This window comes from Actinoplanes lobatus, from assembly GCF_014205215.1.
In the GTDB taxonomy this organism is placed as follows: domain Bacteria; phylum Actinomycetota; class Actinomycetes; order Mycobacteriales; family Micromonosporaceae; genus Actinoplanes; species Actinoplanes lobatus.
The window spans coordinates 7,040,641-7,052,979 of record NZ_JACHNC010000001.1 but is presented as its reverse complement, the minus strand read 5'-3'; the positions used below and the strand labels follow the sequence as shown (position 1 = coordinate 7,052,979).

The 12,339-nt window shown below is 69.6% G+C and carries 9 protein-coding genes; 2 read left to right on the top strand and 7 right to left on the bottom strand.

The features are described from left to right. Positions 1-48: 48 nt before the first annotated feature. The 4 genes from BJ964_RS32070 to BJ964_RS32055 are packed head-to-tail and all read right to left on the bottom strand — an operon-like array spanning position 49 to position 4,665. Complete coding sequence (locus BJ964_RS32070; protein ID WP_188124167.1) at positions 49-795, bottom strand: ABC transporter ATP-binding protein; 747 nt, start codon at positions 793-795, stop codon at positions 49-51. After that, positions 792-2,600: a branched-chain amino acid ABC transporter ATP-binding protein/permease gene (locus tag BJ964_RS48380; RefSeq protein ID WP_188124166.1), complete on the bottom strand. Its 1,809-nt coding sequence runs from the start codon at positions 2,598-2,600 to the stop codon at positions 792-794. The genes BJ964_RS32070 and BJ964_RS48380 overlap by 4 nt, the downstream gene beginning before the upstream one ends. Further along, positions 2,597-3,466: a branched-chain amino acid ABC transporter permease gene (locus BJ964_RS32060; protein WP_188124165.1), complete on the bottom strand. Its 870-nt coding sequence runs from the start codon at positions 3,464-3,466 to the stop codon at positions 2,597-2,599. The genes BJ964_RS48380 and BJ964_RS32060 overlap by 4 nt, the downstream gene beginning before the upstream one ends. Positions 3,467-3,519: 53 nt before the next feature. Further along, positions 3,520-4,665 carry an ABC transporter substrate-binding protein gene (locus tag BJ964_RS32055; protein ID WP_188124164.1) on the bottom strand — a complete coding sequence of 382 codons (1,146 nt, stop codon included), beginning with the start codon at positions 4,663-4,665 and terminating at the stop codon, positions 3,520-3,522. 243 nt (positions 4,666-4,908) lie between these two features. On the opposite strand from BJ964_RS32055, the gene BJ964_RS32050 reads away from it, so the two are divergent. After that, positions 4,909-5,688: an IclR family transcriptional regulator gene (locus BJ964_RS32050; protein WP_203832901.1), complete on the top strand. Its 780-nt coding sequence runs from the start codon at positions 4,909-4,911 to the stop codon at positions 5,686-5,688. Here BJ964_RS32050 and BJ964_RS32045 read toward each other — a convergent pair. Beyond that, positions 5,682-7,760 carry an outer membrane protein assembly factor BamB family protein gene (locus tag BJ964_RS32045; RefSeq protein ID WP_188124163.1) on the bottom strand — a complete coding sequence of 693 codons (2,079 nt, stop codon included), beginning with the start codon at positions 7,758-7,760 and terminating at the stop codon, positions 5,682-5,684. The genes BJ964_RS32050 and BJ964_RS32045 overlap by 7 nt on opposite strands. Before the next feature lie 57 nt (positions 7,761-7,817). Then, entirely contained in the window at positions 7,818-9,548 is a 1,731-nt protein-coding gene (locus BJ964_RS32040) for a thiamine pyrophosphate-binding protein (RefSeq protein WP_188124162.1), read from the bottom strand. 185 nt (positions 9,549-9,733) lie between these two features. Between BJ964_RS32040 and BJ964_RS32035 the strand changes: the two genes are divergently transcribed. Beyond that, positions 9,734-10,954, top strand: coding sequence for an RNA-guided endonuclease InsQ/TnpB family protein (locus BJ964_RS32035; protein WP_223149644.1), 1,221 nt, complete (start codon positions 9,734-9,736; stop codon positions 10,952-10,954). Here the strand turns inward: BJ964_RS32035 and BJ964_RS32030 are convergent. After that, a complete protein-coding gene (locus tag BJ964_RS32030; RefSeq protein WP_188124160.1) occupies positions 10,951-12,339 on the bottom strand; it encodes an aldehyde dehydrogenase family protein in 1,389 nt (462 codons plus the stop codon). The two genes, BJ964_RS32035 and BJ964_RS32030, sit on opposite strands and share 4 nt — an antisense overlap.

The window sequence follows — 12,339 nt, the reverse complement described above, 5'->3', positions numbered from 1 at the left end:
ACACCGATGTCCGGCGGTTCAGGCGGGACGGTGTGCCGGGCAGCATGGTCACAGCCCGAGGTAGATGCGGCGGACCCGCGGGTCGTGGCGCAGGCGCTCGGAGGTGCCGGTCATGGCGACCGAACCGTTCTCGACGACGAGGCAGTGGCTGGTGGCTTCGAAGGTGAGTTTGGCGTTCTGTTCAACGAGCAGCAGGGTGAGGCCTTCGGCGCGGAGCCGGAGCAGGACGGCGAGGATCTCCTCGACGAGTTTCGGGGACAGGCCCATCGAGGGTTCGTCGAGCAGCAGGAGCCGGGGCTTCGACATCAGGGCGCGGCCGATGGCGAGCATCTGCTGCTGGCCGCCGGACAACGCCCCGGCGAGACGGCCGCGCATCTCACCGAGGACGGGGAAGAGGTCGTACACCTCGGTCAGGGTTTTGCGGGTTTCGGTGTTCCATGTGCGGGCGTAGGCGCCGAGCAGCAGGTTCTTCTCGACCGGGAGGCCGGCGAAGACGTGGCGGCCTTCGGGGACGTAGCCGATGCCGTGCCGGACCATGTCGCGGGCATTGACCCCACGAAGGTCCGCGCCGCCCAGGCGCAGGGCGCGGACCTGGCGTGGGATGAGGCCGAGCAGGGCTTTCAGGGTGGAGGTCTTGCCGGCTCCGTTGGCGCCGATGACTCCGACGGCGTCGCCGCCGGGTACCGAGAAGCTGAGATCCCGTACGGCACAGACGCCGCCGTAGTGCACGGTGAGCCCTTCGACGGTGAGGTCCGGGCTGGTCGTGGGCGCAGCAGGTTCTGATACAGCGGTCATCTGGTCGCCTCGGGAATCGTGGGAAGGTCGTCGGTGTCCATCGAGTCGCCGAGGTACGCCTCGATGACGGCGGGGGTCGCGGCGACCTGTGCGGGGGTGCCCTCGGCGATGACCCGGCCGCCGGCGAGCACGGTGACCTGCTCGCACAGGGACATGACCAGGCCCATGTTGTGCTCGATGATGATCACGGTGATGCCGCTGTCGCGGATCGAGCGGACGATCTCGCGCAGCTGCCGCACCTCCTCGCCGTTGAGGCCCGCGGCCGGCTCGTCGAGCAGGAGCAGGGTCGGTGCGGCGGCCACCGCCCGGGCGATCTCCACCCGGCGCTGGATGCCGTAGGGCAGTGACTTCGGGGGCCGCGCGGCGAACTCGGTGAGGCCGTAGCGGTCGAGGATGTGGCGGGCCTGCCCGTGCAGGTCACGGTCGCGTCGCAGCACGTGGAACGGGCGCAGCAGGTAACGCCAGCTCTGGACGGTGCCGGTGCGGTCGAGGGCGACGAGCAGGTTCTCCTCGACGGTCAGGTCACCGAACAGGCGCAGGTTCTGAAAGGTGCGGGCGATCCCGGCACGGGCCAGCCGGTAGGGGGCACGGCCGGTCAGGTCACGGCCGGCGACGGTGACACGGCCGCGGGTGGGGCGGTAGAAGCCGCTGATCACGTTGAACAGGGTGGTCTTGCCGGAGCCGTTCGGGCCGACGATGCCGCGGATCTCTCCGGTGGTGACGGTCAGGGACACGTCGTCGAGGGCTTTCAGGCCGCGGAAGTCTTTGCTGACGGCTGCCACGTGCAGTAGTTCGGTGGCCTCGGTGGCGGGTGAGCCGGTGTGGTCGTACGGCTGGAAGGGTTGTAGTTGTGCCGCCGCGTCCTGCCTGCCACGGCGCCGGTCGATGACGGCACGGATCCTGGCCGGAAGACCCGCGAGACCGGTGGGGGCGAAGACCACGACCAGTACGACCACGCTGCCGTAGCCGATCTGGGCGATGGTCGGGTGGTCGACCAGGAGTTCGCGGACCAGGAACAGACCGACCGCGCCGACGACGCAACCGATCAGGCTCTGCCGCCCGCCGATGATGACCATGCCGAGCAGCAGGAACATGTTGGCGATGCCGAACGACTCCGGGGCGACGTAGCGGATCAGCCCGGCGTAGAGCACTCCGGCGAGGCCGCCGTAGACGCTGGCCAGGAGGAACGCCACCATCCGCAGCATCGGCACCTCGGCGCCGAGCGCGCTGGCGGCCAGGGCGTCGTCGCGCATCGCCCGCAGCCGCCGGCCCAGCCCGGTGTGGACCACGAACAGTCCGAAGCCGAGCGAGGCGGCGAAGACGATCAGTTCCAGGTAGTAGTAGAGGTACTCGCTGGACAGGTCGACGCCCGGCAGCTGCGGCACCGGGATGTTGGAGATGCCTTCGGCGCCGCCGCTGAGTTCGGCGTTGGTGACCCAGTTGGTGAAGGCGAGCGCGAGTCCGAGAGTGACGATGCCGAGATAGTGCGACTGGACACGCAGTGCGGGAGTGCCGACGACCAGGCCGACGATGACGGTGGCGGCGATCGCGAGGGCGGCGGAGGTCCAGAAGCCGAGGCCGGACTTCGTGGTGAGGATCGCGGTGGCGTACGCGCCGACGCCGAAGAACGCGATCTGCGCGAGGTTGACCTGCCCGCCGACACCCATGCACAGGCCCAGACCGACCGCGAGGACGGCAAAGATGAGGATCACGTCGACGACATGGATGGCGTACGAGTCGAGACCGTATGGCAGCAGCCAGGCGACGACGCCCGCCGCCGCGGCCGTGATGATGCGGGTTCTCATGCGCGGTTCACCGTCCGCTCGCCGAAGACGCCGGTCGGTCTCACCATGATGATCGCTGTGAAGACCAGGAACGTGACCAGTTCGGAGTAGCCCTGGAAGTGCCCGGCGGTGAACGAGTCGAGAACCCCGATGGCCAGGCCGCCGACGATGGCGCCGGGGATGCTGCCGAAACCGCCGAGGATCGCGGCGGCGAATCCTTTGATGCCGAGGGCTCCGCCGAGTGCGGGGCTGACGTAGAGCAGCGGGCCGACCAGGCCGCCGGCCAGCGCGGCGAGCCCGGCGCCGATCATGAAGGCGATGGCGTTGCTGCGGCCCACGTGGATGCCGACCGCGGTGGCGGCCTCGTGATCCATGGCGACCGCCTGCATCGCGGCGCCTCGCTTGGTGCGCGACAGGAACAGCACCAGCAGGACGGTGGCGACGGCGGCGATGGCCAGGACCACCAGGTCGTACGTGCGGATCCGCAGGCCGAGAATGTCCAGCGGCGCGGACGGCACCGGGGAGGGAACAGCCCGGCCGGTGGCGCCCCAGATCATGATGACCAGCGCGTCCAGGACGATGCCGAAACCGATCGTGCCGATCAGCATCAGATCGAAGTCCCGGTTCTCCAACGGGCGCAGCACCCGCTCGATGACCAGGCCGATCACGGCGGTGACACCGATCGCCACCACCATGGCCAGGGTGAACGGCAGCCGGGCGGACAGGTAGAAGGTGGAGGCGAGGTACGCGCCGACGGTCACCACGTTGCCGTGCGCGAAGTTGACCAGGCCCATGGTCCGGTAGACCAACGAGAACCCCAGCGCCACCAGGGCGTAGACGGCACCGAGGCTGACCCCGCCGACGATCGTCTGCAGAAAGACCTGCATGGCTCTCCTAGGATGGGCGGCTCCCGGCGTCGGGCGGACGCCGGGAGCACCGGTCAGCTGGCGGCGACGAGCTTGCCGTTCTGGATGGTGCCGATCGAGGTGGCGAAGATCCCGACCCCGGTCCGGTCGTAGGCGAAGTCGCCGAGCAGCCCGTCGTGCTTGGTGGCGCGGATGGCGTCGGCGAGGGCCTTTCCAGTGGCGAGGTTGCTGGTCTTGAGGGCGGTGAGCAGGATCTGGGTGCCGTCGTAGGCTTTCGCTCCGTGCATCTCGGCCTCCTCGTTGAACTTCGCCTGGTACGCGGCGGCGAACTTCTTGGAGGCGTCGTCGATGTCGTTGCTCAGATAGGGCGAACTGACGATGGTGCCTTCGACGTTGGCGGCGCCCGCGGTGTCCAGGAAGACCGGGGTGCCCTGTGGTGCCGCTCCGGCGAAGGGCGCGGTGATACCGAGGTCGCGGGCCTGTTTGACGATCAGGCCGGACTCGACCTCCTCGGCGCCCAGGAAGATCAGCTGCGGGTTCTTCTGGCGGATGCCGGTCAGGACGGCGCTGAAGTCCTTCTGGTCGGTGGTGACGACCTGGTCGGCGACTGGGGTGACTCCCCGGGCCGTCAGGGCTTTGAGGAAGGCGTCGTGCTCGCCTTTGCCGTACGACCCGTTATTGGTGATCATGGCAATGCTCTTGATCCCCTTGGTGTCGACCACGTGCTTGGCCAGGGTCTCGTCGTAGGTGGTGCTGGTCGGGCCGTTGAGGAACAGGAACTCGCTGCCGACCGCGACCAGTCCCGGTGACTGGCCGGAAGTGATGTTCGGGATCTCGGCCTGCTTGAGGATCGGGGCCATCGCGATGGTGACGGCGCTCTCCGCGGTGCCGATCATCGCGATGTAGCCCTCGGAGTCGATCTTTCGGGCCAGGTTGGTGCCGACGGTCGGGTCGCCCTGGTCGTCGAAGACGTCGAGCTGGATCTGCCGCCCGTTGACGCCGCCGGCGGCGTTCCACTCGTCGACGGCGAGCCGGGCGCCTTTGAGCTCCCAGGCGCCGAGGGCGCTGAGCTGGCCGCTCTGCGCGTCGACCAGGGCGATCTTGATGGGGCCGGAGTCGTTCCCGGTGTTCTCGTCGCCGGCGCCCGGGGCGCTGCATCCCGCGGCGAGAACGGCGGAGACGGCGAAGACGGATATGGCGGTGGCGTGGAGTCGGAGCATGTGCGTCTCACCTCGATCAATAAGGCGGTTCAGTCAAAGACGCTCCAGATAGGTCCACTGTACGGACCAATTGATCCGTCTTGTGGACTGCGTGTAACGTACGATCGTCCGCTGGTTCTGGCAAGGGGCAAGGCCTGGTCCATTACGGATGCGTGACTCGGGTACCCGGCGCTGGAGATCCGCGGCGGGCAGGCACGATGGACCGCGGGGTCGTGCGTCGGGACGCGAGGAGTGGTGGCATTCGTGGAATCGGGAACATCGCGGGCGGAGTCCGCGGACCAGCAGGGTGTGCGCAGTGTCCAGCGGGCCCTGGGCATCCTCGGACTGCTGACCGACGACCGGCCGGTCGTCTCGGTGCGCGAGATCGTCGAGGCCACCGGGCTGGCCAAGACCACCGTGCTGCGCCTGGTCTCGACCCTGGAACAGAACGGCCTGCTGTGGGCCACCGCCAGCGGCTACATGGCCGGACCCGGGCTGTGGCGGTGGGCGCACCTGGCCCGCCGCAGCTGGGAGCTGCCGGCCGAGACCCAGCGCGGCATGAAGGAGCTGGCCGCCCGCCGCCGCGAGACCGTCAACCTGTACGTGGTGCGCGACATCTACCGGGTCTGCGTGGCCCAGCAGGAGAGCCCGCAACCCCTACGGCACGTCGTCCAGGTCGGTGACGAACTGCCCATGTGGGCCGGTGCCTCCTCCAAGGTGCTGCTCCGCGACGCGACCCCGGCTCTGCTGGAACGCATTGCCAAGGGTTCCCCGCACGGCCCCGGCCACGCCGTGGTCATGCGGGAGTGGATCGACGAGGCCGCGGCCAAGGGGTTCGGCGAGAGCCACGGCGAACGTGAGGACGGCCTGTCCGCCGTGGCCGCGCCGGTCCTCGGCCGTTCCGGCACCGTCGTGGCCGCCCTGGCGCTGAGCGGCCCGACGATCCGGTTCACGCCGGAGAAGGTCACCGAGTTCGCCGCGGACCTCCGGGAGATGGCCCAGCAGATGTCGGAACGCGGCTTCGACCGCCCGTTCGCTCAATAGACCTCCACTTTGCCGGTCGAGCGCGGGCTGGCCGGGTCGTTGAAGAAGTACTCGCCGGCCCGGGTGAACGTGTAGGTGAAGGACTCCCCCGGTGCCAGGGTCACGTCGAACAGGCCCTCGAAGAACTGGGTGACCCCACGCGGGCCGGCGTTGCCCGGATGGTTGGTGAACGTGACCGTCGTGCCCACCGGAACACGCAGGTGCGTCGGCGCCATGCTCGCGACGGTGAACGACTCGGTGGTGCCGGTCGCGGTCCGGCCGATGATCACGGTGTCGCCGTCGACGGGCGTGCCGGAGACCGGGCGGCGGATCACCGGCGGGGGTGGCGTGGCCGCTGGGCCCACGGCGCCGTCGATCTCGAAGGCCCACAGGAAGTCACCGCGCGGCGCCGAGTTGCCGTAGGGGATGCTGGTGCCACCGGCGAAGACGGCGAGGTACTGCTTGCCACCGGCCCGGTACATGATCGGGCTGGAGCTGATCGCCGCGCCGGTCTGGAAACGCCACAGCTCACGGCCGGTGCGGGCGTCCAGGGCGAGCAGGTTGCCGTCGGGCTGGCCGATGAACAGCAGGTCACTGGCGGTGGTGAGGATGCCGTTGCCGTGCCCCAGCGAGTACGGCATGCGCCGTTTCCAGCGGACCTTGTTCGTGCTCACGTCGACGGCCACGATGCCACCGGTCTGGTACTCGCCGGGCGGCCGCAGCCCGTTCGCGGCCTCGGTCAGCGAGTGGGCGGCGGCCACGTACCCGAACCCGGTGTAGACCAGCCCGGTCCGGTGACTGAACGACAGATGCGACCAGTCCGCGCCACCGCCATGACCGGGAATCGACAGCACCGGCGTGTCCCAGTGCGGGGTGTAGAGGGCGCCCTGCGCATAGTTGGGCACGGCCCGGTTGGGGTCGCCCGGCACCGACGTGCCCAGGGGCTGGTCGACGACCTGCTGCTCGGTCCAGCCGCCCTGGACCGGGAACGGCTGGGTGGGCCAGGTCTTCTGCCGCGGCTCCTGCGGGACGGGGCGTTCGACGATGCCGAGAGGGGCGGTGCCGTCGGTGCGGTCGAGGATGAAGTACATGCCCGACTTGCTGCCGTAGACGATCACCTTGCGATCACGGCCCCGGATACGGACATCGGCCAGCACCGGCGACATCACGTTGTCCATGTCCCAGATGTCGTGATGGATCGATTGGAAGTGCCAGCGGTAGGCGCCGGTCCGCATGTCGAGGGCGACCAGGGAGTTCGCGAACAGGTTCTGGCCGCCACGTGCGGAACCGTCCTGGGAGGAGTTGTTGCCGCGGGCGTTTCCGAACGTCCAGTAGGTGAGCCCGAGTTCCGGATCGACGGCCGGGTGGATCCACGGTGTGGCGCCACCCTCGGCCCATGAGTCGCCCTCCCACGTGTCGTTGCCGAACTCCCCCGGCTCAGGGGTGCCCCAGAAGTGCCAGAGCACGTCGCCGGTGGTGGCGTCCACGGCGACCGCCGCACCCCGCGGGCCGTCGTTGGTGCCGCAGAACAGCAGGCCGTCGTGGTAGACCACGGCCACCTTCTCGATGTTGCCGAAGCCGTTGACCTGCCGTTCCCACACCACCGCGCCGGTCTGCCGGTCGAGAGCGATCACGTAGTTGTCGTTGGACTTGGTGAAGACGTGCCCGCCGCCGACCGCCACACCCCGGCGGGTCAGGGTGCCGCGGGTCTGCTCGTAGCGCCACTTCGTCACACCGGTGACACCGTCGACGGCGACGACGTTGCCCAGCGCCGATTCGATGTAGAGGACACCGTCGACGGCTACGGCGGTGCTCTGGCTGTTGCCGGTGCGCAGCCCGCCCTCGATCGAGTTCATCCAGCTGCCGCGCAGCCGGCGGACGTTTCCGGCGTCGATGCGGCGCAGGCTGGTGTAGTTCTGGTTGCCGAGGTTCCCGCCGACCTTGGGGAAGTCGGCGTCACCCGGGGTGTCGAAGTGCTTGAGGTCGGCGGCACCCGGAGCCCGGGCGGCGGACGCCGGAACTCCGATCACCGGGCCGGCGATTGCCGCGGCGGCGACGGCGCGTATCAGGTCTCTGCGGTTGATGTCGGGCACGCTGAGGTCACCTCTTCGGGACGGTGGAATCCGGAGTCGGTTCTGCTGAGGGCGGGGCTATTCGAAGACGCCCTGGTAGATGTCCTTGATGTTCCAGTGGCCCGGGGTGGGCACCGGCTCGTTGACCATCGGCACATCGATGACGGCCGGCCGGCGTGCGGCCAGTGCCGTCCGCAGGGCCTCGCCGAGACCGTCGGCGGTCGTAAGGTTGTAGCCGTCGGCGCCGCAGGCACGGCCCAGGGCGGCGAAATCCGGGCTGTACGGTTTGCCGTCCGGCCCGGTGAAGTCACAGCCGTAGCTCTGGCCGAAGTTCACGGCTTGCAGGTCACTGATGGTGCCGTGGGATCCGTTGTTCATCACCACGAAGATCACCGGCGCGCCCTGCTCGACGGCCATCGGCAGCGCCGGCAGCTGGGCGCTCATCCCGCCGTCGCCGACCAGCGCGACCACCGTGCGGTCCGGTTCGGCGATCTGCACCCCGACGGCGGCCGCCGGCCCGAACCCCATCGTGGACGCCCCGCCCGGCGTGATGAACCGCCCCTGTTCCGGCAGCTCATAGCATTGGGCGACGCCGTTCTTGTTCCAGCCCACGTCGGTGACCAGCACCGCGTCCGCCGGCAGGATCTCGCGCAGGTCGGCGAGGATCCGCTCCGGGCGCAGGGGGAACCTGTCGCTGGCTCCGCGTCCCCGGCTGTCGGCGAACAGGGTCCGCCGCGCCGCGGTGATGGTCTCCCGAAGGCCTTCGTGCGGCCGGGGCTCGGATTGCCGGGCGCGCACGGCAGTGTTGATCGCCTGGACTGCCCGGGTGACGTCGGCGACCGCACCGACGGCGACCGGGAAGTTCCGGCCGATCTCCGCCGGGTCGATGTCGATCTGGATCAGCCGCCCGGGCGGGAACTGCCACGTGTAGCGGCGGTCCCAACTGCTGGCGTCGGTCTCGGCGAACCGGGTGGCCAGGGCCAGGACCACGTCGGCTTCCCGGGTGTACCGGTTGGTGATCTCCAGTCCCCAGAACCCGGGCATGCCCAGCAGCAGCGGATGGTCGTCGGACAGGGTGCCTTTGGCCATCAGTGAGTGCACGACCGGGATGTCGAGGTGCTCGACCAGTTCCCGCAGCGCGTCCAGGCCGGGCCCGCGCCGCAGCCCACCGCCCAGGTAGACCAGTGGCCGCTGGGCCTGCAGGAGCAGCCCGGCGATCTGCTCGGCCACCTCGGCCGGCAGGTCCGGCCGCCGCACCACGGCGAGCGGATACTCCCGCACGGCGGGCAACGGCCGGGAGAAGTGATCCATCGGCACACTGAGCAGCACAGCCCCGGGCCGGCCGGAGGCGGCCGTCCAGAACGCGCGTTCGGTGAATCGGGCCAGGTCCTCGGCCCGGTGGACCTGCCAGGCGCGTTTGACGAACGGCCGGTAGATCGCGGTCTGGTCGCCGTCGGCGTGCAGGTTCACCTCCTGGTGCGGGTGCCGGCCGAAGTAGTAGGACGGGACGTCCCCCGCGATCGCGACCAGCGGCACCGAGTCGAGGGCCGCGGTCATCACACCGGTGACGGCATTGGTCATGCCGGGGCCGACATGCAGCAGCACGACCCCGGTCCGGCCGGTGGCGCGGGCGTAGCCGTCGGCGGCGTGCGCGGCGGCCTGCTCGTGGCGGGCGATCACGAACCGGATCCGGCTGCGGCCGATCGCGTCGAGCAGGGCGATGTTGGTGTGCCCGCAGGTGCCGAAGATGTGCTCGACACCGTACGACTCGAGCTGGGCGACCAGGGCCTCGGCGGCGGTGTCGCTCATCGAAAATCTTCCGTGGAAACCCCCGGCTTTAGCCGTGGGGAGGAAACGGGACTCCTGCGGAGCAGGTCAGGGATAGCCGATCCGCCGTCAAGGCGGATAGGCGTCTGGTCAGACATTGCGCTGGTTCTCCACATACCTCTTCACGGTCTCCAGGGTCGTTGGGCTGCGCGGGTATGGTGTCCGATGTGGATGAGACGGTGCGTTACACCTACCGCCTGCGGCCCGGCCGCATCGCGGAGGCCGCACTTCTCGGCGAGTGGGGTCGCTGCCGGTGGCTGTGGAACGAAGCCGTCCACCAGCAGAGGACTCGCCGCAAGCCGACGTTCGGCAAGCTGTCCAAGCTGCTGACCGAGGCTCGGAGCCGTAACGCCTGGCTGCAGGCCGGGTCGCAGGTCGCCCAGCAGCAGACGCTGCGCACCTACGGGGCGGCCCTGAACCATTGGTTCACGGTGAAGGGGCGGGGCCGTCCGAAGGTCAAGCGGCTCAAGGACGCGTTGCCGAGTTTGGAGTACACGACTCGGGGCTTCTCGATCCAGGGCGGTCGGCTTCGCCTGCCGGGTAGGGTCACGATCCCGGTCGTGTGGTCCCGGGAGCTGCCGTGCGACCCGTCCAGCGTGCGGGTCTACCGCGACGGCCTCGGGCATTGGTACGCCTCGTTCGTAATCCGTCGGGACACGATCGACACACCCGGGGCGGACCTGCCCGGTATCGGCGTCGACTGGGGCGTAACCACGACCGCCGCCACCACCAACCCCCGGTTCGACCTGCCGCACCTCGGCCACCGCAAACGGTGCGCGGCTGAACTGGCCAAGGCGCAGCGCAGGATGGCTCGCCGCCGCCGGCCGAAGGGCCGGCCGCAGTCGAAGGGCTACCAGACCGCGAAACGGCAGGCCGCCCGGATCGCGAAGAGGGCGGCTCGGCAGAACACCTACGACGCCCGTGTCTGGGCGAAGAACGTCACCGAGCATCACAGCCTGATCGCTGTGGAGGACTTCAAGCCGAAGTTCCTCGCCAAGTCGCGGATGGCCGGTAAGGCCGCTGACGCGGCGATCGGCGCGTGCAAGCGGGAACTTGTCGAGCGTGGCATGCGGGCGGGCCGGAAGGTGGTGCTGGTGCCGCCCGCCTACACCACGATGACCTGCTCCGCGTGCGGCGAGAGAGCCAATCACCGCCTCGGACTGGGCGTAAGAGTCTTCGAGTGCGCGGCCTGCGGCTACACCGCAGACCGTGACCTCAACGCCGCGAGGACGATCCTCGCCACGGCTGAACGCGACCGTGCCAGTGCCGACGACGTGAGACATCTGATCGCCTCCTACCGGGATGGTGGATCAGGTGCGGTCCGAGCTGGGAATCCAGGGCCTGGCCCCGGAGGGAAATCCCCCGGATTCATCCGTGGGGATCGTTAAGAGATGCCGCGCAGGAGCAGCGTCTTGACCGACGTGTAGTCGTCGATCATCCAGCGTGGCGACTCGCGGCCGAACCCGGAGTCCTTGACGCCGCCGAACGGGACGTGGTCGAGGCGGAAGTTCGACGAGCCGTTGACGACGAGACCGCCGACCTCCAGTTCACGCCAGGCGGTGAAGATCCGGCGGACGTCGAAGGTGAACAGGCCCGCCTGTAGGCCGTACCGGCTGTCGTTGCAGGTTGTCAGCACCTGGTCGAACTCATCGAATGCGGTCACGCTGACCACCGCCCCGAACACCTCGTCCCGGATCAACCGCGCGTCGGCCGGTGGTGCGGCCACGACCGTGGGGATGACCGTGGCCCCGTCACGGTGGCCGCCGGTGGTGATCGACGCCCCACCCGTGACCGCCTCGCGGGCCCAGCTGACGACCCGTTCGGCGGCGTGGTCGTCGACCATCGAGCCGACGTCGGTGCCGGGATCGCTGGGGTCGCCGACGGTCAGCTTCTCGACCTCGCGGGTGAACGCGTCGACGAACTCGTCGTAGCGGCGCCGGTCCACGTAGATGCGCTGCACCGAGATGCAGCTCTGGCCCGAGTTGCTGTACCCGGTCGCGGCACACACCCGGGCCGCCGCCGCGATGTCCGCGTCCTCGCAGACGATCGTCGCGGCGTTCCCGCCGAGCTCCATGACCAGACGTTTCGCCCCCGCCGCACGAGCTACGGCCGCGCCCGTCTCCGGGCTGCCGGTGAAGCTGATGACGCCGACCTCGGACGCCGCGCTGAGGGCCGCACCGACCTCGGCACCGCCGTGCAACACCTGCACCGCCTCGGGTGGCAACCCGCAGTCGAGCAGCAGTCGCACCACGGCAACCGACGATGCGGGCGCCTGCGGCGGGGGTTTGACCAGCGTGGTGTTGCCGGCGGCGAAGGAGGCGCCGAGCTTGTGCGCCAGGAGGTTGGCGGGCGCGTTGAACGGGGTGATGGCCAGCGCGATCCCGATCGGCGTCCGCTGGGTGAGCGCGGTGGTGCCGACGCCACGTCCCCAGCCGGCGACCGGCAGCACCTCACCCCCGATCCGGCGGGCCTCGGCGGCACACACGGCGAACGTGTCCGCGACCCGGTCGATCTCGCCGCGACCGTCCTTGACCGGTTTGCCGAGCTCCAGGGCGAGCAGTTCGGCGAGTTCGGTACGGCGGTGTACGGCTTCGGCGGCGGCGCGATCGAGGATGTCGGCACGGTCGGCGGGCGGCATGCGGGCGACGGCCTTCGCTCCCGCCCGGGCGTACGTCAGAGCAGTCGCCACCTCCTGCAGCTGGGCCTGGCGTGCCGTGCTGACGACCAGGCGGGTCCACGGGCCGGTCCGTTCGACCTGCGGACCATCGGTCAC